Source organism: Burkholderia sp. IO2 (assembly GCF_029522185.1).
GTDB classification, from domain to species: Bacteria; Pseudomonadota; Gammaproteobacteria; order Burkholderiales; family Burkholderiaceae; genus Burkholderia; species Burkholderia cenocepacia.
In genome coordinates, this window is the sequence record NZ_JAKWFH010000020.1 from 55,522 (window position 1) to 76,472 (window position 20,951).

General features: G+C 67.2%; 22 protein-coding genes. 11 read left to right on the forward strand and 11 right to left on the reverse strand.

All coding sequences use genetic code 11. The features are described from left to right. Nucleotides 1-33 precede the first annotated feature (33 nt). Nucleotides 34-1,062 (forward strand): transporter, encoded by a 1,029-nt coding sequence (locus MMB92_RS15100; protein WP_006481924.1) that lies wholly within the window; start codon nt 34-36, stop codon nt 1,060-1,062. A 27-nt stretch (nt 1,063-1,089) separates the two neighbouring features. Here MMB92_RS15100 and MMB92_RS15105 read toward each other — a convergent pair whose 3' ends face one another. Next, a complete protein-coding gene (locus MMB92_RS15105) occupies nt 1,090-1,242 on the reverse strand; it encodes a DUF1427 family protein (protein ID WP_277562757.1) in 153 nt (50 codons plus the stop codon). Between the two features lie 23 nt (nt 1,243-1,265). Next, complete coding sequence (locus MMB92_RS15110; protein ID WP_277562758.1) at nt 1,266-2,243, reverse strand: zinc-binding alcohol dehydrogenase family protein; 978 nt, start codon at nt 2,241-2,243, stop codon at nt 1,266-1,268. 161 nt (nt 2,244-2,404) lie between these two features. Between MMB92_RS15110 and MMB92_RS15115 the strand changes: the two genes are divergently transcribed. Beyond that, on the forward strand, nt 2,405-3,325 hold the full coding sequence (locus tag MMB92_RS15115; protein ID WP_006481915.1) for a LysR family transcriptional regulator: 921 nt from the start codon (nt 2,405-2,407) through the stop codon (nt 3,323-3,325). A 122-nt stretch (nt 3,326-3,447) separates the two neighbouring features. Here MMB92_RS15115 and MMB92_RS15120 read toward each other — a convergent pair whose 3' ends face one another. Further along, complete coding sequence (locus MMB92_RS15120) at nt 3,448-5,616, reverse strand: M1 family metallopeptidase (protein ID WP_277562759.1); 2,169 nt, start codon at nt 5,614-5,616, stop codon at nt 3,448-3,450. Between MMB92_RS15120 and MMB92_RS15125 the strand changes: the two genes are divergently transcribed. From MMB92_RS15125 to MMB92_RS15145, 5 genes are all read left to right on the forward strand, one after another. Beyond that, on the forward strand, nt 5,615-5,836 hold the full coding sequence (locus MMB92_RS15125; RefSeq protein ID WP_154641260.1) for a hypothetical protein: 222 nt from the start codon (nt 5,615-5,617) through the stop codon (nt 5,834-5,836). The genes MMB92_RS15120 and MMB92_RS15125 overlap by 2 nt on opposite strands. A 421-nt stretch (nt 5,837-6,257) precedes the next feature. Continuing rightward, the gene (locus MMB92_RS15130; protein ID WP_060263508.1) at nt 6,258-6,752 is read left to right on the forward strand and encodes an LEA type 2 family protein; all 495 of its coding nucleotides are present in this window, start codon (nt 6,258-6,260) and stop codon (nt 6,750-6,752) included. Between the two features lie 154 nt (nt 6,753-6,906). Beyond that, nucleotides 6,907-7,239 carry a YegP family protein gene (locus tag MMB92_RS15135; protein ID WP_034201067.1) on the forward strand — a complete coding sequence of 111 codons (333 nt, stop codon included), beginning with the start codon at nt 6,907-6,909 and terminating at the stop codon, nt 7,237-7,239. A gap of 137 nt (nt 7,240-7,376) precedes the next feature. After that, the gene (locus MMB92_RS15140) at nt 7,377-8,510 is read left to right on the forward strand and encodes a class I SAM-dependent methyltransferase (RefSeq protein ID WP_006494412.1); all 1,134 of its coding nucleotides are present in this window, start codon (nt 7,377-7,379) and stop codon (nt 8,508-8,510) included. Nucleotides 8,511-8,599: 89 nt separating this feature from the next. Continuing rightward, nucleotides 8,600-9,490 carry an SAM-dependent methyltransferase gene (locus MMB92_RS15145; protein WP_034201872.1) on the forward strand — a complete coding sequence of 297 codons (891 nt, stop codon included), beginning with the start codon at nt 8,600-8,602 and terminating at the stop codon, nt 9,488-9,490. Between the two features lie 63 nt (nt 9,491-9,553). Here the strand turns inward: MMB92_RS15145 and MMB92_RS15150 are convergent, their stop codons facing one another. Together MMB92_RS15150 and MMB92_RS15155 are read right to left on the reverse strand one after the other, a co-directional pair. After that, nucleotides 9,554-10,126, reverse strand: coding sequence for a DUF1415 domain-containing protein (locus MMB92_RS15150; RefSeq protein ID WP_060263506.1), 573 nt, complete (start codon nt 10,124-10,126; stop codon nt 9,554-9,556). 76 nt (nt 10,127-10,202) lie between these two features. After that, nucleotides 10,203-10,823 carry a TetR/AcrR family transcriptional regulator gene (locus MMB92_RS15155; RefSeq protein WP_006481919.1) on the reverse strand — a complete coding sequence of 207 codons (621 nt, stop codon included), beginning with the start codon at nt 10,821-10,823 and terminating at the stop codon, nt 10,203-10,205. Between the two features lie 219 nt (nt 10,824-11,042). Here MMB92_RS15155 and MMB92_RS15160 point away from each other — a divergent pair, with 219 nt between their 5' ends. From MMB92_RS15160 to MMB92_RS15170, 3 genes are all read left to right on the forward strand, one after another. After that, a complete protein-coding gene (locus MMB92_RS15160) occupies nt 11,043-12,326 on the forward strand; it encodes an MFS transporter (RefSeq protein WP_012492315.1) in 1,284 nt (427 codons plus the stop codon). Between the two features lie 155 nt (nt 12,327-12,481). Next, complete coding sequence (locus tag MMB92_RS15165) at nt 12,482-13,087, forward strand: nitroreductase family protein (RefSeq protein ID WP_006482064.1); 606 nt, start codon at nt 12,482-12,484, stop codon at nt 13,085-13,087. A 189-nt stretch (nt 13,088-13,276) separates the two neighbouring features. Beyond that, nucleotides 13,277-14,527 (forward strand): Hsp70 family protein, encoded by a 1,251-nt coding sequence (locus MMB92_RS15170; protein WP_006494125.1) that lies wholly within the window; start codon nt 13,277-13,279, stop codon nt 14,525-14,527. Nucleotides 14,528-14,628: 101 nt separating this feature from the next. Here the strand turns inward: MMB92_RS15170 and MMB92_RS15175 are convergent, their stop codons facing one another. Further along, nucleotides 14,629-14,832: a cold-shock protein gene (locus MMB92_RS15175; protein ID WP_006477070.1), complete on the reverse strand. Its 204-nt coding sequence runs from the start codon at nt 14,830-14,832 to the stop codon at nt 14,629-14,631. Between the two features lie 420 nt (nt 14,833-15,252). Here MMB92_RS15175 and MMB92_RS15180 point away from each other — a divergent pair, with 420 nt between their 5' ends. Beyond that, on the forward strand, nt 15,253-16,851 hold the full coding sequence (locus MMB92_RS15180) for an APC family permease (RefSeq protein WP_006482046.1): 1,599 nt from the start codon (nt 15,253-15,255) through the stop codon (nt 16,849-16,851). Between the two features lie 111 nt (nt 16,852-16,962). Here the strand turns inward: MMB92_RS15180 and MMB92_RS15185 are convergent, their stop codons facing one another. The 5 genes from MMB92_RS15185 to prfA all read right to left on the reverse strand — a co-directional run bounded on the left by MMB92_RS15185 (nt 16,963) and on the right by prfA (nt 20,889). Beyond that, nucleotides 16,963-17,754: a class III extradiol ring-cleavage dioxygenase gene (locus MMB92_RS15185; RefSeq protein WP_006494408.1), complete on the reverse strand. Its 792-nt coding sequence runs from the start codon at nt 17,752-17,754 to the stop codon at nt 16,963-16,965. A 202-nt stretch (nt 17,755-17,956) separates the two neighbouring features. After that, nucleotides 17,957-18,553 carry a UbiX family flavin prenyltransferase gene (locus MMB92_RS15190; protein WP_006482052.1) on the reverse strand — a complete coding sequence of 199 codons (597 nt, stop codon included), beginning with the start codon at nt 18,551-18,553 and terminating at the stop codon, nt 17,957-17,959. Between the two features lie 24 nt (nt 18,554-18,577). Beyond that, nucleotides 18,578-18,889 carry a Grx4 family monothiol glutaredoxin gene (gene grxD, locus MMB92_RS15195; RefSeq protein ID WP_006477066.1) on the reverse strand — a complete coding sequence of 104 codons (312 nt, stop codon included), beginning with the start codon at nt 18,887-18,889 and terminating at the stop codon, nt 18,578-18,580. 67 nt (nt 18,890-18,956) lie between these two features. Beyond that, nucleotides 18,957-19,799, reverse strand: coding sequence for a peptide chain release factor N(5)-glutamine methyltransferase (prmC, locus tag MMB92_RS15200; RefSeq protein ID WP_084749854.1), 843 nt, complete (start codon nt 19,797-19,799; stop codon nt 18,957-18,959). Nucleotides 19,800-19,806: 7 nt separating this feature from the next. Then, on the reverse strand, nt 19,807-20,889 hold the full coding sequence (prfA, locus tag MMB92_RS15205) for a peptide chain release factor 1 (protein WP_006494405.1): 1,083 nt from the start codon (nt 20,887-20,889) through the stop codon (nt 19,807-19,809). Nucleotides 20,890-20,951 lie beyond the last annotated feature (62 nt).

Below are 20,951 nucleotides of genomic sequence, written 5' to 3' on the forward strand. Positions count from 1 at the left end.
CGGCGCGCCGCGTGCCGCACCCCCTTCGACACGATGGACCTGATCGTACAGACTTACGGCGCCGATACCTCCGGCATGGTGTGCGGATTCCGCTTCGATCCGGGCGGCGCCGGCGCGCTGCTCGATGCCGACGCGGCCGCCGCGTGGCTGCGCACGTGCCGCGAGCACGGCGCGGCCGCATCGGGCGATTTCGTCTGGCTGCATTTCAATCTCGCGCACGGCGCGAGCGAGCGCTGGATGCGCACGCATCTCGGGTTGCCCGACAGCTTCTTCGAATTCCTGCACGAAGGCTCGCGCTCGACGCGCATCGAGCAGGAAGACGGCGCGTTGCGCGCGATCGTCAACGACGTGATGTTCAACCTCGAACTGACGCCGTCGGAGATCGCGACGCTGTTCGTCCACGTCGAGCGGCGCATCATGGTGACCGCGCGGCTCAAGCCGCTGCGCTCGGTCGACACGCTGCGCGCATGCGTGCGCGACGGCGAGCAGTTCCGCTCGCCCGCGGAACTGCTCGTGCACCTGTTGCGCGACCAGGCCGACCTGCTGATCCAGATCATGCGGCGCACGAGCATCGACGTCGACCGCATCGAGGATCGCTTCCTGTCGCAGCGGCTCACGTCGAGCCGCATCGAACTCGGTGCGATGCGCCGCACGCTGACGCGCCTGCAGCGCATGCTCGCGCCGGAGCCCGGGTCGATCTTCCGGCTGCTCGCGAAGCCGCCCGCGTGGCTGCACACGGAAGACGTTCAGGAGCTGCGCGAGTCGACCGAGGAATTCTCGCTGGTGCTCGCCGATCTGGCGGGGCTCAACGAGCGCATCAAGCTGCTGCAGGAAGAGATCGGTTCGCGCCTCGACGAGCAGAACAACCGGACGCTGTTCACGCTGACGCTCGTCACCGTGATCGCGCTGCCGATCAACATCGTCGCCGGCTTCTTCGGGATGAACGTCGGCGGCGTGCCGTTCTCGGAGAACAAGCACGGCTTCTGGCTGATGGTGCTGCTCGTTGCCGGCTTCACCGCGCTGGCCGCGTGGTGGGCGTTCCGGCGCCGCGACGATCGTTAGCGCGGCATCGGGCGTTGCATCGACGCATCAACGCAGCAGCGCGATCGCGCGTTCGCCGATCACCATCCCGAGCAGGCCGACGAGCGCAACGAGCGGCGGGGCCGACGAGCGCACGTGCAGCAGCGCGTACAACACGCCGACACCGACGCCCACCGCGAGCGAGGTCACGTAATCCATCATGGCGGTCTCCCGTGGGGCCGGTGTCAGGGCTTGAGGATGACGCGCTCGCGCGCGCCGGCCAGCACCGCGCGATACGCGTCGTGCGCACGCTCGAGCGGGTACACGTAGTCGTCACCGATCGGGAACGGGCGCAGCGTGCCGTTGCCGAAGCCGGGCGCGAGCGTATCGAGGATCTGCGCGACCGCGGCCGCGCCGAGCTGCAGCGAATCGATGCCCACGAACGTGTGCTGGCCGCGATAGAACGCGAAGATGTCGAACGGCACGCTGCGCTCGATCGTCGAGATGAAGATCTGTCGCGCGCCGATCGCCATCGACGCGTTCGCCGCTTCGAAATACGGGCTGCCGACCGTGTTGTAGACGATGTCCGCGCCGTGGCCGCCGGTCAACTCGCGTACCGCGTCGGCCACCGTCCGGCTCGATGCGTCGATCATGGGGACGTCGCCCGACGCATGGCCGCGATAGGCGCCGGGCCCGCGCTCGACGCCGATCACGGTCGCGCCGCGTGCGGTGGCGAGCTGGATCGCGGCCTGACCGACCTTGCCGTGCGCGCCGAACACGAGCACGACGTCGTCGGCCGTCGGCATGCCGGCCCGGCGCAGGCCTTCGTACGCGGTGACGAACGGCACGCCCACGCCGGCCGCCTCGTCGAGCGTCAGCACGCCCGGCTTGCGGCGCACGTGCGCGGCGTCCAGTACGAGCCATTCCGCATGCGAACCGTCGCGCCCGACGCCGAGATCGCCACCCGAGCCCCACACCGGCGCGCCGATCCAGTTGTCGGGGCCGCTGCGCACGATGCCGGCCCAGTCGCGCCCCGGCGTGCGCGGCCACACCGCATGCGGCATGCGGCCGAGCGCGGCCTTCACGTCGCTCGGGTTCACGCCGGCCGCGCGCACCTCGATCAGCATCTGGCCGTCGGCCGGTACGGGCGGGGCGATGTCCCGGACCCGCGCGTCGAGCGACTCGATGTCGGCGGCGGGGCTGTCGAAGCGGATGCTGCGCATGATGATCTCCGTGAACGATGGCGGCTGCCCGGCCCGGCGGGCCGGCGCGTGCGGCGGATGAAACCGGTGAATGCAGTCTAGTGGGCCCGGTTTGACGCGGAAACGTGCAAAGGCGGATGATTGTTTTGCGTATTCCGCATAGCCCATCCACAGGCTCACGAATGGACGACTTCCTTTCCCCGCACCTCGCGCTGTTCGTCGACGTGGTCGACCAGCAGAGCTTCTCGGCGGCCGCGCGCCGGCTCGGCGTCGCCGCGTCGTCGGTCACGCGGCGCATCGACCGGCTCGAGACGCAGCTCGGCATCCGTCTCCTGCATCGCACCACGCACGCGCTGCGGCCGACCGAGGCCGGGCAACTGCTGTACGGGCGCGCGACCCGGATGCTGGCCGAGCTGCGCGGATTGCAGGAAGACCTGCACAGCCAGCACGACGAACCGGGCGGGCTGCTGCGCGTCGACTGTCCGGCGCCCTTCGGCCGGCGGCACCTGATGGCCGCGCTGGCCGCGTTCATGCAGCGCTATCCGGCGCTGCAGGTCGACCTCGTGCTGACCGACAGCATGGTCGACCTGCAGGGCGCGCGGCTCGGCTCCGACGTCGATCTCGCGGTGCGCATCGGCCCGCTCGAGGACACGCGTTTCGTCGCGACGGTGCTGGCGCCGCAGCGGCGCGTGCTGTGCGCGAGCGCGGCCTACCTCGCCCGGCGCGGCGAGCCCGCATCGCCCGACGCGCTCGCCGGCCATGACTGTCTCGCATGGCATGGCGCGCCGCCGCCCGGCGCGTGGCGCTTCGGCGAGCGCCGTCACGTGCCGGCGCAGCCGCGGTTTCGCAGCAATCATTCGGAAGCGTTGCTCGAGGCGGCCATCGACGGGCTCGGTCTCGCGCACCTGCCGACCTGGCTCGCGGCGGACGCGCTGCGCGACGGACGGTTGCGCGCGCTGCTGCCGCAGTACGCGGCGGCGCCCGAGCCGGCGACGATCCACGTGCTGCGTCAGCAGGCGCGCGGCAGTGCGCGCACGTCGCGGCTCGTCGCGTTCCTCGCCACGTGGTTCGCGCAGCCGGCGTGGGACGCCGCGTGGGCGTGACGACGGGCGAACGCCGCGCCCCATGAAAAAAGGGCCTCGCATGCGAGGCCCGTCAACAGGTCGGAGAAACCGGTACGCCGGCCGGCGCCGCGGGTCGCGCGGCACCGGCCGGACGCGCACCGTTACTGCGTGACTACCTTGCGCGGCTTGAAGATGCCCTGGTATTGCAGGGCCGGGCGTTGCTTCGTCACCGGTTCGATGCCGCTGAAGCTCGGCGTCTGGCGCAGCTTCATCGCGGCCGGCGAAGCGACCGAACCGATCGACGTCGAGCGCGAAGCCGGCGCGAGGTTGTTCGCGACGAGCAGCGCCGCTTCGCTCTTCAGGTTCGCCAGCAGCACCGGATCGGTGGAGCTGTTGATCTGCGTGAGCAGCCCGCTCCAGGCCGCGTCGCTGTAGTTCACGACGTAGTAGTCGAGACCGCTCGGGTCGGCGACCACGCCCGTGCAGCCGTCGATCCGCGTCTGCGTCTGCGTGTCCTTCAGCGCGAGTGTCGTGCGTTTCGCGAGACCCTGGCCGTACGCGAGCGTGAGCGGCACCGTCCACTGCAGGCCCGGATACGCGTTCTTGTTCGGGAACGGCTGCTGTTTCAGCGTGACGACCGTCTGGTTCTTCGTCAGGTCGCATTGCGTGTCGAGCGAGATCAGCGGCACGCCGGTCTGGCGCACGTAGCTGTCGCCGATCGGGCCGACCGCCTGGCCGCTTTCCTTCGACAGCGCATCCCACAGACGCTTCGGCGTCCCGTTGCCGAACGAGTAGTCGACCAGGTACTGCTGCAGGCCCTTACGCAGCGTCTGCTCGCCGAGATAGTTCTCGAGCGTCTTCAGCACGTGGCCGCCCTTGTCGTACGTGAACGCGCTGGCGCTCAGCACGAAGTCGTTCGACGCCCAGTCGTTGAAGTTCGGCGCGACCGGGAATGCGTTCGGGCCGATGTCACGATTGATCACGCGATACTTGTTCTTCACCTGGTCGAGCCAGCTGAACTCGTCGGGGAAGAACTGGATCGTCGTCTTCGTCTCGAAGAACGTCGCGAACGATTCGTTGAGCCACACGTTGTCCCACCAGTCGGTGGTCACGAGATCGCCGAACCACTGGTGCGCCACTTCGTGCGTCAGCACTTCGTTGCCGTAGTGCGACATCGGCTGACCCGGCTGCGGCAGGATGTCGTCGGCGAACTCGAGGATCGAGCCCCAGTTCTCCATCCCGCCGAAGTTCAGGTCCTTCTGCTCCTTGAACGCATCGTTCGCGGCCACCGTGTCGAACTTCGTGAGCGGCAGCGGGATGCCCGTGTAGCGGTAGTAGTAGTCGAGCGCCTGCTTGGTGCGGTCCATCGCCGGCTTCGCCCACTCGCTCATGCCCGGCGGCGTGAACACGCGCAGGTGCAGGCCGCCCTTGCCGCCCGGCAGCGGGCTCGTGAAGTCGTCCTCGTAGGTGTCGAACATGCCGCCGCCGAAGAACAGCAGGTACGACGGCATCGGCGGGGTCTTCTCAAACTGCACGAGCTTGTAGCCGCCGCCGACGTTGGTCGACGGCTTCTCGGCCGCGTTCGACACGACGCGCCAGCTTTGCGGCACTTCGGCCGTCACTTCATAGGTCGGGCGGAACGCCGGCTCGTCCCAGCCGGGGAACCACTGGCGCGACAGGTTGGTTTCGCCCTGCGTCAGGATCGCGCCGCTCGTCTTGCCGTCGGTGCCCTTCAGGTCGACGCGGAACACGCCTTCCGCGGCCGAGCAGCCCGGATACGGATCGTCGCCGCAGCTGCCGCCCGTGTGGTTGACCGGATCGTCATACGACTTGAAGTTGATGATGCCCGACCACTCCATGTGCAGCGAATAGTTGCCCGGCGAGATCGAGCCGCTCACGGGGCGCAGCTGATAGAAGTCGCCCTTGTCCTGCGGCGTCGCGATCAGCTGGATGTTGCCCGGCTGCAGCGTGATGCGGCCGTTGGTGAACTTGATCCGGTGGCCGGCGATCACGATGTTGTTGACCGGCTTGAGCACCTTGATCTCGACGTCGGCGCGGCCGTCGAACGCGTTCAGCGCTTCGTTCGGGCGGAACCACAGCCGGTAGTTCACGGGCACCACGGTGTCCGGCAATTCGACGGGCGAGACGCTCTTGTCGACGTTCGATGCGCTCGGCGGCGCGGCGACGGTGGGCGACGAGCCCGTATGCGGCGCGCCGGCGGAGCTGAGCGCGGAAGCGGAGCCCGCACCGCCGTCGTCGCCGCCGCACCCGGCGAGCGCGAGTGCGGCGACGAGCGGCAGATAACGCATCTTGCGAATATGGATCGACATGACTGAAACCTCGATTGTTGAAAGAATCGTTCAGTGCTGCGAAAACGCCGGCAAAAGCAACCCCTCGCCGTTTAATCAACAGCGAAAAAATGCCAATGACGGATTATTCGAAAAGACGGCGGCCGACTACGTGAAGGTAATCATGGTTTACTGCCCCCTCTGGATTTCCGGATGTCGGTTAACTTGCCGGTTCAAAATGGCCGGGCGCGTGTTGTACTGAATTGATTTCGCGCGCACGACACGGGGCAGCACGCCCGGCGCAGGCGCGCAATCCCTTTGAACCGACGACCTACGGGGCTGGCCGGGCCAGTCCGCAGGACGGAAGGACAGCGTGTCGCCGTCCCGTAAATTCGCCGTCATGCGGCTTCAAGGTTTGTCGGCTTGCTCCAAGGATGCGTAAATATACTTGATGGTTTTGGGTAAAGGAAACGAAAAATTTAGAAAGAGCATCTATTGAATTCCGAGTGCTTCATTGAATGCTGAAAGTCATTAATGCGCTTTCCGTTTAGCCGGAAATTTCGTAGTTTTAATCTATTAACGATCTGCCGGCGCCACGAAAACTACGAAGTCCGGCGAGAGGCTGCATGGTCGGTACAATGCGTCGACGACCCGTTCACCGATCGCCACGAGGAGGCCTCCCCATGCCATGCGCCCTGTTCCGTATCGCGCCGCTGCGCGCCGTGCTGCTGCTGTTCGCGACCGTGTTCGTGCTGGGCGGTTGCGCGGCGCTCACGCGCGAGCCCGTGCGCGTGTCGGTCGCCGGACTCGACCCGCTGGTCGGGCAGGGTCTCGAGATGCGCTTCAGCCTGAAGTTGCGCGTGCAGAATCCGAACGATGCGCCGATCGACTACGACGGCATCTCGGTCGCGCTCGACCTGAACGGCGCGCCGTTCGCGAGCGGGGTCAGCGACCGGGCGGGCACCGTGCCGCGGTTCGGCGAGGCCGTGCTCGACGTGCCCGTGTCGGTGTCGGCTTTCGCTGCCGCACGGCAGGCGTGGAACCTGCCCGGCGCGGCCGCGAACGGCGAACTGCCGTATGCGTTGCGTGGCCGGCTCGCCGGCAGCGTGCTGGGCACGGTGCGCTTCAACGACGCGGGCACGCTGCGCCTGCCGACCATGCCGGGATGGGGCGGCTAAATCGTTCGGCCGGATTCAACGTCGGCCAAATGTGTCTGAAAATTCACTATTTGACAGTCTTTAATGCTTATCTCCGCGAAATGTCGATTTTTGTCGGCATGCCCCTTACACTTGCCGATGTCCGAGGGTCGGACATTCTTTTTAGGGGAACGCCATGGCGGCAAAATTCGAACTCAAGAAGGCCACGAACGGCCAGTACTACTTCCACCTGAAGTCGGCGAACGGGGAAATCATCCTCGCGAGCGAGCGGTACGAGGAGAAAAGCGGCGCGAGGAACGGGATCGCGTCCGTGCGGGAAAACGCGCCGCTCGACGAGCGTTACGAACGGAAGCTCGCCCACAACGGTGAGCCCATGTTCAATCTGAAGGCGGCCAACCACCAGGTCATCGGCACGAGCGAGACGTACAGCAGCGTGCAGGCTCGCGAGAACGGCATCGCGGCCGTCAAGCGCGATGCACCCATTGCGGAAACCGTCGATCTCGCCTGATTGACGAGATTGCGCCGCGATGAACGCTTCCGGGCGATTGTCGCGGCGCCTGTTTTGCCGGGTCGGGCAAAGCGCGGTATGGTGTGGTCCGCGCGGCGAATTCTCGCTGCCGCTGAGCCAACCGTAACCGAGTTCGCGTGACCGATTCCCCCGTTTTCCACTGGACCGACGCCGACGGCGTCGATCATGCCGTGCGCTGGCGCTCCGAAGCCGGCGTGCAACCGCCGAAGCGCGCGGTGCCCGCCGACGACCGCCTGACCGCCGACGCGGCCTACCGCCTCGCGTGCGAGGGCACCGCGCTCGTCTGGCAGGGCGACTTCCAGAACGCACGCCAGCTCGTGCAGGCGATGGCGCGCCGTGTCGAACGCAAGCCGAAGAAGGCGAAAGCCGCGGCCGGCGTCGATGCGTTCAACCTGCATCGTCTCGCGCAATCGCAGCGCGCCCGCACGCTCGGCATGCTGCTGATCCCGCTCGACGCCGATTACACGATCCCGCTGCGCCGCGCGCCCGACGTGCGCGCGGCCTGCGAGGAAGCGTACGGCCCCGGCGGCGCGCCGTCGGTGGTGTCGCTGCGCGAACTGCTCGGGCTCGTCGGTGCGCATGAGTGGCGCAAGAAGGGCGTGCCGATCCCGGCGCTCGGCGGCGCGCCGATCCACCCGCATTACGGCGTGTTCTCGCCGGTGCGCGGCGAATACGTCGAGCTCGTCGCACGCGCGCCGCTGCCGGCGACGTCGCTCGCGTTCGACATCGGCACGGGTACCGGCGTGCTGGCCGCGGTACTTGCCTCGCGCGGCGTCGAGCATATCGTCGCGACCGATCAGGATCCGCGTGCGCTCGCTTGCGCGCGCGAGAACGTCGCGCGGCTCGGTCATGCGGGCCACGTCGATATCGTCGAGGCCGACCTGTTTCCCCCCGGCCGTGCGCCGCTCGTGGTCTGCAACCCGCCATGGGTGCCGGCCCGGCCGAGCGCGCCGATCGAATACGCGGTCTACGATCCGGACAGCCGCATGCTGCGCGGTTTCCTCGCGGGGTTGGCCGCGCATCTGGAGCCGGGCGGCGAGGGCTGGCTGATCCTGTCCGATTTCGCCGAGCATCTCGGCCTGCGGCCGCGTGAAACCCTGCTGCAATGGATCGACGAAGCCGGCCTCGTCGTGCTCGGCCGCGACGACATCCGTCCCGCGCACCCGAAGTCGACGGACGCCGACGATCCGCTGCATGCGGCGCGTCGTGCCGAGATCACGTCGCTGTGGCGGCTCGGCGCCCGGGCCTGACCGCGTATTTTCGGTAAACTGTCGCCATTCCTCACGAATTTCCGCCGCCGGGCCGTGGTCGACCGACCGTGGCCCGGCGGCGCTTCACGATGTCGAACAAGACCCACGAAATCCGCCCGGAGCAGTCCGTCGAGCTGCTGAAGGAACTGCACATCCTCACCCGCGACGGGAAGCTGAACCAGGACAGCCGCCGCAAGCTGAAGCAGGTCTATCACCTGTTCCAGTTCATCGAGCCGCTGCTCGCCGGCGTGCAGGCCGACAAAGGCCACGTGACGCTCGTCGATCACGGCGCCGGCAAGTCGTATCTCGGCTTCATCCTGTACGACCTGTTCTTCAAGCAGCAGCCGGGGCACGGCACGCCGGCGTTCGCGTCGCACGTGTACGGCATCGAGACGCGCGAGGAACTCGTCACGCGCTCGACCGAGCTCGCCGCCCGGCTCGGGTTCGGCGGCATGTCGTTCCTGAACCTGTCGGTCGCCGATTCGATCACGTCGCCGCAACTGCCCGACACGGTCGACGTCGTCACCGCGCTGCACGCGTGCGACACGGCGACCGACGACGCGATTCGCTTCGCGCTCGCGAAGCGCGCGCAGCACATCGTGCTGGTGCCGTGCTGCCAGGCGGAAGTCGCGGGCGTGCTGCGCAAGAACAAGGGCAAGTCGCTCGCGAATGCGCTGACCGAGGTGTGGCGCCATCCGCTGCATACGCGCGAATTCGGCAGCCAGATCACCAACGTGCTGCGCTGCCTGCAGCTCGAAGCGCACGGCTACCAGGTCAGCGTGACCGAACTGGTCGGCTGGGAGCATTCGATGAAGAACGAGCTGATCATCGCGCAGTACAAGAACCTGCCGCGCCGGCGCCCCGGCGAGCGGCTGAACGAGATCCTCGGGATGTTCGGGCTCGCCGAGCTGAACGAGCGCTTCTTCGTCGCGCAAGCCGCTCCGGCGAGCGACGCCGCCGTCGAGCCGGCCGAAGGCTGACGGCGCGCGTGCGCGGGCATGGCGCCCGCGCCGCACGTTGCACGCCGCACGTGACACGCCGCGTCACACGTCGTCGCCCGGCCGGCGCATCCATTCGCGCCAGCCTGCGTGGCCGAGGCGGCGCAGCGTTTCCTGATTCTTTTCGTAGATCGCGGACGCGTCCGGAAACGCGTCGACCGCGCGCGCGATGCTGTCCTCGCGCAGCAGGTGCAGGATCGGATACGGCGCGCGGTTCGTGTAGTTCTCGATGTCGTCGGGTTCGGTGCCGTCGAACTGGTATTGCGGATGGAAGCTCGCGATCTGCAGCACGCCGTCGAGCCGCAATTGCTGAACGAGCCGCTCGGCGAAGAACAGCGCATCGTTGTAGTCGACGAAATCGGCGAACGCATGCGGGTAGATCACGAGCGTCGTATCGATCTGCTGCGGGTCCGCCGCGTCGAGCAAGCGCAGCTCGGTTTCGAGTTCGGCGAGCGCATCCTCCAGGGTCGTCGCTTCGCTGATCGCGTAGCGCACCTGTTCCTTCACGTAGACGCTTTTCGCGAACGGGCACAGGTTGAGCCCGATCACCGCGCGCGCGAGCCAGTGCCGCGTGGCGGCGAGAATGTCGTCGTGCGAGTCGGGGCGGGTGTCGGTCATCGTGATACCAGTCGGGCGGAGGGGCGGCGAGGGCCGCATTGTAGCGGGCACGCCGGCGACGAACGCGCGCGGCCCGTCACGCGCAGGCGGCTTCGATCAGCTGCGTGACGAGCGCGGGCGCGGTGCCGATCGGCGTTTCGCCGTGCCGGTAGGTCTGGCTCGCCGCATAAATGCCTTCGACCACCAGCGCGAGCGCATCGGCGAGCGCCTTCGGCTGCCGCGCGCCGGCGCCTTCGCACAGCGCGACGAGCCGTTTCATCAGCTGTTCCTTGTTCTGCGCGACGCGTTCGCGCGCCGGATGCGACGCATCCGGGAATTCGGCGGCCACGTTGACGAACGGGCAGCCGCGATAGTCCTTTTGCGTCGCGCGTTCGGCGAGATCGACGAAGTACTGGATCAACTGCGCCTTCGGCTGCCCCGGATGCTTCGCGGCGCTCGTGTCGAGCCGCTCGAAGAAGCACGCGTCCATCCGTTCCAGATACGCGAGGATCAGCTCGTCCTTCGACGAGAACTGACGGTACAGGCTCATCTTGTTGACGCCCGCGCGCTCCACCACCGCCTCGACGCCGACCGTTCGCACGCCTTCCTTGTAAAACAGCTCCTCGGCGGCGCGCAGCAGGTGCTCCTGCGCGGTGGCGCCGTCGATCGGCCGGCGCGTGCGCCGTGCCGGCGGTTTGGCGACCTCGATGCCCGACATGATGACCCTCGACTTCGTGGTGAATTGCTTGACATGTTACCGACTGGTCACTACGATCGCAACACACTTGTGACCGGTCGGTAACAATCGCGGCCGGATCAACAGACGAATGCCAAGCGTCGGCCCGGGTCAGCCGATGTTGAAATGCGCGGCGGAGGTGGCCTGGTTGGGACGGAGCGGGTGCGACGACACCGGAACCGTCAACTGGAGAACATGAAGATGAACTGGGCAGTGACACGAATCGGCGGGCGCTTCCATTACGGATGGCTCGCGGCGGCGGTGGTATTCCTGATCCTGCTGGCGGCTGCCGGCACGCGCGCGACGCCGAGCGTGCTGATGGTGCCGCTCGAACGCGAGCTCGGCTGGAGCCGCGCGGCGATTTCGCTGGCGATTTCGGTGAACATCGCACTGTACGGCCTGACGGGCCCGTTCGCGGCCGCCGCGATGCAACGCTTCGGGCTGCGCCCGACGATCCTCACCGCGCTCGTGACGATGAGCGCGGGCGTCGCGCTGTCGTCGATGATGACGCAGAGCTGGCAGATGGTCGTGATCTGGGGGCTGATGGTCGGCTGTTCGACGGGCGTCGTCGCGCTGACGCTGTCCGCGACCTTCGTCACGCGCTGGTTCCATGCGCGGCGCGGCCTCGTGATGGGGATCCTGACCGCGAGCACGGCCACCGGCCAGCTCGTGTTCCTGCCGATGCTCGCGGCGATCGCGCAGCGCCACGGCTGGCGGCCGGTCGTGCTGGTCGTCGCGGTGGCGGCCGCGATCGTGATTCCGCTCGTCGCGTTCCTGCTGCCCGAGCGGCCGGCCGACGTGCGGCTGCGCCCGTACGGCGAGCCGGCCGATGCGCCGCCCGCGCCGGACGCGACGAAGGAGAATCCGCTCGCGGTCGCGTTCCGCACGCTGCTGATGGCGAGCCGCTCGCGCGATTTCTGGCTGCTGTTCTTCAGCTTCTTCATCTGCGGTGCGAGCACCAACGGCTATGTCGGCACGCACCTGATCGCGATGTGCAGCGACTACGGGATGACCGAGGTGCAGGGCGCGTCGCTGCTCGCGGCGATGGGCGTGTTCGACCTGTTCGGCACGACGTTGTCGGGATGGTTGTCGGACCGTTACGACAATCGCGTGCTGCTGTTCTGGTACTACGGACTGCGCGGGCTGTCGCTGATCTACCTGCCGCATGCGTTCGGGATCGATTTCTTCGGGCTGCCGTTGTTCGCGATGTTCTACGGGCTCGACTGGATCGCGACCGTGCCGCCCACCGTGCGGCTCGCGACCGACGTGTTCGGCAAGGCCGCGGCGCCGGTCGTGTTCGGCTGGATCGTCGCCGGCCACCAGCTCGGCGCGGCATTCGCGGCGCTCGGCGCCGGGCTGCTGCGCGCGAGCCTCGGCACCTACACGATCGCGTCGATGATCTCGGGCGGGTTGTGCATCGTCGGCGCGCTGATCGTGCTGCGGATCAACCGCGGCCCGTCGCGCGCGGCCGCGCAGGCGGCCTGATCGCGGCGGACCGGCCGGCCGCACCGCCGCGGCCGGCCATTGCACGCACGCAGATTTGCATAGCGCGGCGGGATCGGGCGCGCTGTCGCTCAAGCGGGTATGCTTGCGGTTCGCCGGGCGTTCGCGCCCCTTCATCGATGTCAGCGAGGAACCGCATGTCCGTCAAACCTGCTCCCACCACTGTTTCGATTCACGATCTGATCGCGGGCCGCTGGAGCCCGCGCGCGTATTCGGATGAGCCCGTCAGCGCCGGCGATCTCCACGCGGTGCTCGAAGCGGCACGCTGGGCCCCGTCCGCGTACAACGCGCAACCGTGGCGTTTCATCGTATTCGATCGCACCCAGGACGAAGACGCGTTCAAGCGCGCATTCGCGACGCTGGTGCCGTTCAACCAGGGCTGGAATGCACCGGCGCCGGTGCTGATCGCGGTCACCGCGCACACGCTCACGCCGAAGGGCGAGCCGGCGCCGACCGCGCTGTACGACGCCGGCGCCGCCGCGATGTCGCTGGTGCTGCAGGCGCACGCGCTGGGCCTCGCCGCGCACCAGATGAGCGGTTTCGACCCGAAGGCATTCCGCGACGCGTTCGCGATTCCGGCGGACGTCGCGATCGTGTCGATCATCTCGCTCGGCCACTACGGCAACGTCGACAAGCTCGATCCCGTGCTGCGCGATCGCGAGAAGGCGCCGCGTACGCGCCATGCGATCGGCGAAGTCGTCTACGCCGGTGCGTGGAAGAAGAGCTTCGACGCGGCAGCCTGATCCCGCGGGCGGGCAGGCTGCGTCGCGCATCCTGTCCGCGCATGTTCGCGGCGCGCCACGGCGCGCGCCGTCGCCACCGGGCGCCCGTTGCGCGGCGCCGCTGGCCGGCCCCGGTTGTGATCCCGCGGGCTTCATGTTAAAAAGCCCGTCCTTTCCGTTTTCGCGCCGGCCCTGCTGCGGCAATTTCCCATGACTTACTGCGCGATCGATTTCGGCACGTCCAATTCCGCCGTGGCGCTGCCCGACGGCGATGGCATGCGCCTCGCGCCCGTCGAGGGCGACCACCTGACGCTGCCCACCGCGATCTTCTTCAACAACGACGAAGAGACGGTCGAATATGGCCGGGCGGCGCTGGCCTCCTATATCGACGGTTTCGACGGCCGGCTGATGCGCTCGATGAAGAGCATCCTCGGCTCGCCGCTCGCGGAAACGACGACCGATCTCGGTGACGGCAGCGCGATCGCGTACACCGACATCATCGCGCGCTTCCTGACGCACCTGAAGCGCAAGGCCGAAGCGCGCGCGGGCGCGCCGATCGGTCGCGCGGTGCTCGGCCGGCCGGTGTTCTTCGTCGACGACGATCCGCGCGCCGACCGGCTCGCGCAGGATCAGCTCGAGGCGGCCGCGCGCTCGGTCGGCTTCGCGGACGTTCACTTCCAGTACGAACCGATCGCCGCCGCGTTCGACTACGAGTCGCGCCAGCAGGCCGAGCGTCTCGTGCTCGTCGCCGACATCGGCGGCGGCACGTCCGACTTCTCGCTGGTGCGCGTCGGCCCGCAGCGGATGGCGCGGCTCGAACGCAAGGACGACGTGCTGGCGCACCACGGCGTGCACGTCGCGGGCACCGACTACGACCGGCGGGTCGAGCTGGCGGCGATCCTGCCCGCGTTCGGCTACCGTTCGCTCGACCCGGAAGGGCGCGAGCTGCCGAACAAGATCTACTTCGATCTCGCGACCTGGCACCTGATCAATACCGTCTACACGCCCAAGCGCGTCGGCGAGCTGAAGCTGATGAAGCACCTGTACCAGGATGTGCGGCAGTACGACCGGCTCACGAGCGTGGTCGAGCAGCGGCTCGGGCATGCGCTGATGGCGCGCGCGGAAGAGGCGAAGATCGGTGTCGCGGCGGGCGGGGAGACGATGATCGACCTGAACGACGTGGAAGAGGATCTGCTGATCGCGTTCGACGCGGATCGCCTCGTCGACGCGAGCCAGGACGATACCGCGCGCATCGTCGATGCCGCACGCGAAACGGTGCGGCTCGCGGGCGTCGCGCCGCGTGACGTCGGTGCGCTGTATTTCACCGGCGGTTCGACGGGGCTCGCGTTCCTGTCGGGTGCGCTCGCCGGCGCGTTTCCGGATGCGCAGCCGGTGTTCGGCGATCGCTTGGCGAGTGTCGCGACGGGGCTCGGCATTCACGCGCAGCGCCTGTTCGGCTGAGCGGCGCGGGCGGCTATAAGCCGCCATGCCGGACGAGCGGCGCGCAAAAACAAAAAGCCCCGCCGAAGCGGGGCTTTTTTACACGAATTATCGCGCCAAGCTTAGACCGGACGGATGTTCGCAGCTTGCAGACCCTTCGGGCCCGTCTTCACTTCGAATTCAACCTTCTGGTTTTCTTGCAGCGTCTTGAAGCCTTCGACGCGGATTTCCGAGAAGTGCGCGAACAGATCGTCGCCGCCGCCTTCCGGGGTGATGAAGCCGAAGCCCTTTGCGTCATTGAACCACTTGACGGTACCGGTTGCCATGTTACTTGTTCCTAAAAAGATAAAACGGGGCCGAAGCCCATGGGGTGCGGAAAATCAAGGAAGGGGTAATAGGACCAACCGGAGTACCGTTGATGGGCGAACTACGAAAGAACCAATTCACTCGCCACTTGAAATCCTGCGAAGTCCTTTATACGGCTAATCGGTCTGATGGTCAACCGTATTCCCATGCTCTCAGGGTTATTGCGGAGATCGGGTTTACAAAGCTTGCAAGCGATGCGAATTTTTTGTAGGGGCCGATCGATTTTGGCGCCACGTTCGAGGTGCAACCGTTAAACTACGCGCCGCGTGGACGGGTTGCCCCGATCGGGTTGACCGTCCCCCCAAGAATGCGTGCGCGGTGCTGTCCGAGCCGATCCCGGACCGCAGGCCGACCATGCTTTTTGAGACACAGGAGAGGATGTGAAGAGTTCTATTCAACGGAACATCGGCCCGTTTGCATTGATGCTGACGGGGCTGGGTTCGATTATCGGCTCGGGCTGGCTGTTCGGTGCCTGGAAAGCCGCGAAGATCGCCGGTCCGGCGGCGATCTGCGCATGGATCATCGGCGCGGTCGTGATTCTGGCGATTGCGCTGACGTATGCGGAACTGGGCGCAATGTTCCCCGAGTCGGGCGGCATGGTGCGTTACGCGCGGTACTCGCACGGTTCGCTGGTGGGTTTCATCAGCGCGTGGGCCAACTGGATCGCGATCGTATCCGTGATCCCGATCGAGGCGGAAGCGTCGATCCAGTACATGAGCACGTGGCCGTATCCGTGGGCGCATGCGTTGTTCGTGAACGGCGAATTGCAGACTCTCGGTCTGCTGCTGTCGGCCGTGCTGGTCGTCGTCTACTTCCTGCTGAACTACTGGGGCGTGAAGGCTTTCGCGCGGGCGAACACCGCGATCACGATCTTCAAGTTCCTGATTCCGGGCCTCACGATCCTCGGCCTGATGCTGACGAGCTTCCACGCGGAGAACCTCGGCACCGCGTCGAATACGAGCTTCGCGCCGTATGGCTGGTCGGCCGTGCTGACCGCGGTCGCGACGAGCGGCATCGTGTTCGCGTTCAACGGCTTCCAGAGCCCGGTGAACCTGGCCGGTGAAGCGCGCAATCCGGCGCGCAGCGTGCCGTTCGCGGTGATCACGTCGATCCTGCTCGCACTCGTGATCTACGTGCTGCTGCAAATGGCCTATATCGGCTCGGTGAACCCGGCCGACGTCGCGAAGGGTTGGGCGCACTTCAACTTCTCGTCGCCGTTCGCGGAACTCGCGATCGCGCTGAACCTGAACTGGCTCGCGATCCTGCTGTACGTCGACGCGTTCATCAGCCCGAGCGGCACCGGTACGACCTACATGGCGACGACCACCCGCATGATCTACGCGATGGAGCGCAACAACACGATGCCGAAGATGTTCGGCAACGTGCACCCGATCTACGGCGTGCCGCGCCAGGCGATGTGGTTCAACCTGCTCGTGTCGTTCATCTTCCTGTTCTTCTTCCGCGGCTGGAGCTCGCTCGCGGCAGTGATCTCGGTGGCGACGGTGATCTCGTACCTGACCGGCCCGATCAGCCTGATGGCGCTGCGCCGCTCGGCGACCGACATCGAGCGCCCGCTGTCGATTCCGCTGATGAAGCTGATCGCCCCGTTCGCGTTCGTGTGCGCGTCGCTGATCCTGTACTGGGCGAAGTGGCCGCTGACGGGTGAAATCATCCTGCTGATGATCGTTGCGCTGCCGGTGTACTTCTTCTTCCAGGCGAAGTCGGGCTGGACCGGCTGGGGCGCCGACCTGAAGGCCGCATGGTGGCTGGTCGCGTACCTGCCGACGATGGCCGTGCTGTCGCTGATCGGCAGCAAGGAATTCGGCGGTTATGGCTTGCTGCCGTACGGCTGGGACATGCTGGTCGTCGCGGCGATCTCGCTGGTGTTCTACTTCTGGGGCGTGAATACCGGTTACCGGACCCAGTATCTCGACGAGCGCGAGTCGCACGACGAGATCCTCGAAGGGGTCGGTGCCTGACGCCTGACCTGCCGCCGGATTCGGCGGCGGCAGGATGCAGCGAAAAAAGCCCGCCCGAGCGATGCTCGGGCGGGCTTTTTACTGGCCCGGCGGTGGCGCCCCCGTTCAGGTTCAGGCGCCGGCGCTCGCGAACACGTAGTTCGTCATCGCGAGCACGCGCTGGTAAGTGCCGAGCGACTGGATGCCGAGCCGGTAGTCGTCGTCCGCCGCGCCGAGCGCCGTGAAGACCGGCAGCAGATGTTCGTCGGTCGGATGCATCAACGCCGCGTGCGGCGCCTGCCGGCGGTAGTCGAGCAGCGCGTCGACGTCGCGTGCGGCCAGTTTCGCCTCGAACCAGTCGGTGAATTCCGCGACGCGCGGGTCCGCATCCTCGGGCGCGGCGCCGAAATCGGCGGCGCGCAGGTTGTGCGTGATCTGCCCCGAGCCGATCACCATCACGCCTTCGTCGCGCAGCGGCCGCAGCGCGCGGCCGAGCGCGAAGTGATGCGCGGCGTCCGCGCGCGGCTGGATCGACAGTTGCGCGACCGGCACGTCGGCTTCCGGAAACATCAGCAGCATCGGCACCCACGCGCCGTGATCGAGGCCGTGTTCGGTCGTCGCGGTCGCGATGCCGGCTGCGTTGAGCAGCGCGGCCGCGCGTTCGGCCACGTCGGGCGCGCCCGGCGCCGGATAGCGGATGTCGTACAGCGCCTGCGGGAAACCGTAGAAGTCGTGAATCGTGTCCGGATGCGCGGCGACGCTCGCGACCGGCCGCTGCGTGCCCCAGTGCGCGGACAGCATCAGTACCGCGCGTGGGCGCGGCAATTCGGCACCGAGGTGCGTGAACGCGCCGGACGGCAGCGCCGGGTCGATCGGCAGCGTCGGGGCGCCGTGGGACAGGTACAGCGAAGGCAAGCGGTTCATGGTGGTGACCTGCGAAAGAGTTTGCCTGTGACTATAGGCGCGCACCGTGCATTGATAAATCGGCGCGCTTGAATTTGATTGGTGCTTGTTTGTTGATAATCGTGACGACAGCGGCCTTCCGATTGCCGGCTGGCATCGGAAGGCGTGGAATCGACGGAGTTGTGGTGAGGATCGGCGGAGATGCGCGCAGAAGAGGCGTGGCTTACTGCGCGTGCCGGATGCCGGCCCACGGTGTCGTGAGCGGCGCGCTGAGCGCGAACAGGTCGAGCACGCGCGTGACGGTCTGATCGACGAGTTCCTCGATCGTCTTCGGCATCGCATAGAACGCCGGCAGCGGCGGAAAGACGATGCCGCCCATTTCGGTGACGGCGGTCATGTTGCGCAGATGCGCGAGATTGAAAGGCGTTTCGCGCACCATCAGCACGAGACGGCGGCGCTCCTTCAGCGTGACGTCGGCCGCGCGCGTGATCAGGTTGTCGGACAGCCCGTGCGCGACGCTCGCGAGCGTCTTCATCGAGCAGGGCGCGATCACCATGCCATCGGTCGCGAACGAGCCCGACGCGATCGTCGCGCCGACGTCGCGCACCGAATGCACGACGTCCGCACGGCTTTCGACGTCGGCCTTCGGCAGCTTCAGTTCATGCTGGATGTTGAGCCAGCCGGCGTTCGAAATCAGCAGGTGTGTTTCGACGCCGCCGGCGGCGCGCAGCAGGTCGAGCAGCCGCACACCGTAGATCGCGCCGGTGGCGCCGGTGATCGCGACGATCAACCGGCGTGGCGGCGCGCTGGAAGATGCCATCGAAAGGGGGACGGGTGCCGCGTGTTACGCGGCGGCGAACAGTTGCTGCAGTTCGCCCGACTGGTACATCTCCATCATGATGTCCGAGCCACCGATGAATTCGCCCTTCACGTAGAGCTGCGGGATGGTCGGCCAGTTCGAGAAGGCCTTGATGCCCTGGCGGATTTCGTCGTCCTCGAGCACGTTGACGGTCTTGAACTGGTCGACGCCGCAGGCCTTCAGCACCTGCACGGCGCGGCCCGAGAAGCCGCACATCGGGAATTGCGCGTTGCCCTTCATGAAGAGCACGACCTGGTTTTCGTCGACGATTTGCTTGATACGTTGTTGGGTGTCCATGACTGACCTTGCGTTTGCGGGGCGTTAGATCGAAATGATAGCGGATTTCAACCGGGCGGGCCGGGCATCAGCCCGGCAGGCGGCCGCCGGTCGTGCGTTCGATGGCGGCGAGATCGGTCAGCGATTCGACCGCGACGAAGCCGTGCGACACCAGGATCGCGCGCACGGCTTCGGCCTGGTCGTAGCCGTGCTCGATCCAGAGCGTGCCGCCCGGCTTCAGATGGGCGCCGGCGCCCGCGACGATCGTGCGGATCGCGCTGAGGCCGTCGGCGTCGTCGGTGAGCGCGCCGCGCGGCTCGAAACGCAGGTCGCCCTGGGCGAGATGCGGATCGTGCTGCGCGATGTACGGCGGGTTGCTGACGATCGCATCGAACGCGAGCGCGGGATCGAGCGCCGCGTACCAGTCGCTCTGCAGCCAGTGCGGCGGGCCGCCGGGGCGCTGCGCGTCGAGCAGCTTGTCGGCGTTGCGTTGCGCGACCGCGAGCGCGGCCGGCGAACGGTCGAGCGCCCACACGCGCGCATCGGGGCGCTCGGCCGCGATCGACACGGCGATCGCGCCGCTGCCGGTGCCGAGGTCGAGCACGGCCGCGTGCGGCAGCCCGTCGATCGCATCGAGCGCGGCTTCGACGAGCAGCTCGGTTTCGGGGCGCGGGATCAGCACGTCGGGCGTCACGTCGAACGGGCGGCCGAAGAACTCGCGCATCCCGACCAGTTGCGCGACGGGTTCGCCGGCGACGCGGCGCGCTTCGAGCGCGCGGTAGCGTTCGACCGCGGCCGCGTCGAGCGGCGCGTCGCCGCGCGTGATCAGCTGCGTGCGGGTCCAGCCGAGCGCGTGCGCGAGCAGCACGCGTGCATCGACCGGGTCGAGCGGCGAGGTGCGCAGCAGGGCGTCGGCGGTGGTGTCGGGCATCGTGGCCTCAGTCGGCTTCGCCGAGCGACGCGAGCAGCTCGGCCTGGTGCTCGGTGACGAGCGCGCCGATCAGTTCGTCGAGATCGCCGTCCATGATCGCCTCGAGCCGGTACAGCGTCAGGTTGATCCGGTGGTCGGTCATCCGGCCCTGCGGGAAGTTGTACGTGCGGATGCGTTCCGAACGGTCGCCGGAGCCGATCAGGCTCTTGCGCGTCGCGGCTTCCTTCGCATGCTGCTCGTGATACTGCTTGTCCTTGATGCGCGCGGCGAGCACCTTCAGCGCGCGATCCTTGTTCTTGTGCTGCGAGCGATCGTCCTGGCATTCGACGACGATCCCGGTCGGGATGTGCGTGACGCGCACCGCCGAATCGGTCTTGTTGATGTGCTGGCCGCCCGCGCCGGACGCGCGGAACGTGTCGATGCGCAGGTCGGCCGGATTGATCTCGACCTCGCCGATCTCGTCGGCTTCCGGCATCACCGCGACCGTGCACGCGGACGTATGGATGCGCCCCTGCGTCTCGGTGGCCGGCACGCGCTGCACGCGATGGCCGCCCGATTCGAACTTCAGCCGCGAATACGCACCCTGGCCCGCGATCCGCACGATCACTTCCTTGTAGCCGCCGAGATCCGACGCGCTCTCCGACATCATTTCGACCTGCCAGCGCTGGCGTTCCGCGAAGCGCAGGTACATGCGCAGCAGGTCGCCCGCGAACAGCGCCGATTCGTCGCCGCCCGTGCCCGCGCGGATTTCGAGGAAGATGTTGCGGTCGTCGTTCGGATCCTTCGGCAGCAGCATCTTCTGCAGCTCGGTCTCGAGGCGCGCCATGCCCTCGCGTGCGCTGCGGATTTCGTCTTCCGCGAAATCGCGCATCGACGGATCGGCGAGCAGTTCCTGCGCGGCCGCCTCGTCGCTGCGCGACTGGCGCCATAACGCGTATTGCTCGACGACCGGGCCGAGTTCCGCATGTTCGCGCGTCAGCTTGCGGTACTGGTCGAGGTCGGCCGTGACGTTTTCGCGGCTCAGCAGGTCGTTCAGTTCGGCCAGCCGTGTGGACAGCTGGTCGAGCTTGCGTTGCATGCTCGTCTTCATGGTGTGGAGCGGCGCTCCCGGGCAAGGGTATTCGGAAAGGATAGGCCGGCGGCAGGGCAATG

Bases quoted from the DNA above. Each gene is read 5' to 3' on its own strand.
- MMB92_RS15100 (WP_006481924.1), top strand. From the start codon at position 34: ATGGACCTGATCGTACAGACTTACGGCGCCGATACCTCCGGCATGGTG.
- MMB92_RS15105 (WP_277562757.1), bottom strand. From the start codon at position 1,242: ATGATGGATTACGTGACCTCGCTCGCGGTGGGCGTCGGTGTCGGCGTG.
- MMB92_RS15110 (WP_277562758.1), bottom strand. From the start codon at position 2,243: ATGCGCAGCATCCGCTTCGACAGCCCCGCCGCCGACATCGAGTCGCTC.
- MMB92_RS15115 (WP_006481915.1), top strand. From the start codon at position 2,405: ATGGACGACTTCCTTTCCCCGCACCTCGCGCTGTTCGTCGACGTGGTC.
- MMB92_RS15125 (WP_154641260.1), top strand. From the start codon at position 5,615: ATGACTGAAACCTCGATTGTTGAAAGAATCGTTCAGTGCTGCGAAAAC.
- MMB92_RS15120 (WP_277562759.1), bottom strand. From the start codon at position 5,616: ATGTCGATCCATATTCGCAAGATGCGTTATCTGCCGCTCGTCGCCGCA.
- MMB92_RS15130 (WP_060263508.1), top strand. From the start codon at position 6,258: ATGCCATGCGCCCTGTTCCGTATCGCGCCGCTGCGCGCCGTGCTGCTG.
- MMB92_RS15135 (WP_034201067.1), top strand. From the start codon at position 6,907: ATGGCGGCAAAATTCGAACTCAAGAAGGCCACGAACGGCCAGTACTAC.
- MMB92_RS15145 (WP_034201872.1), top strand. From the start codon at position 8,600: ATGTCGAACAAGACCCACGAAATCCGCCCGGAGCAGTCCGTCGAGCTG.
- MMB92_RS15150 (WP_060263506.1), bottom strand. From the start codon at position 10,126: ATGACCGACACCCGCCCCGACTCGCACGACGACATTCTCGCCGCCACG.
- MMB92_RS15155 (WP_006481919.1), bottom strand. From the start codon at position 10,823: ATGTCGGGCATCGAGGTCGCCAAACCGCCGGCACGGCGCACGCGCCGG.
- MMB92_RS15160 (WP_012492315.1), top strand. From the start codon at position 11,043: ATGAACTGGGCAGTGACACGAATCGGCGGGCGCTTCCATTACGGATGG.
- MMB92_RS15165 (WP_006482064.1), top strand. From the start codon at position 12,482: ATGTCCGTCAAACCTGCTCCCACCACTGTTTCGATTCACGATCTGATC.
- MMB92_RS15170 (WP_006494125.1), top strand. From the start codon at position 13,277: ATGACTTACTGCGCGATCGATTTCGGCACGTCCAATTCCGCCGTGGCG.
- MMB92_RS15175 (WP_006477070.1), bottom strand. From the start codon at position 14,832: ATGGCAACCGGTACCGTCAAGTGGTTCAATGACGCAAAGGGCTTCGGC.
- MMB92_RS15185 (WP_006494408.1), bottom strand. From the start codon at position 17,754: ATGAACCGCTTGCCTTCGCTGTACCTGTCCCACGGCGCCCCGACGCTG.
- MMB92_RS15190 (WP_006482052.1), bottom strand. From the start codon at position 18,553: ATGGCATCTTCCAGCGCGCCGCCACGCCGGTTGATCGTCGCGATCACC.
- grxD (WP_006477066.1), bottom strand. From the start codon at position 18,889: ATGGACACCCAACAACGTATCAAGCAAATCGTCGACGAAAACCAGGTC.
- prmC (WP_084749854.1), bottom strand. From the start codon at position 19,799: ATGCCCGACACCACCGCCGACGCCCTGCTGCGCACCTCGCCGCTCGAC.
- prfA (WP_006494405.1), bottom strand. From the start codon at position 20,889: ATGAAGACGAGCATGCAACGCAAGCTCGACCAGCTGTCCACACGGCTG.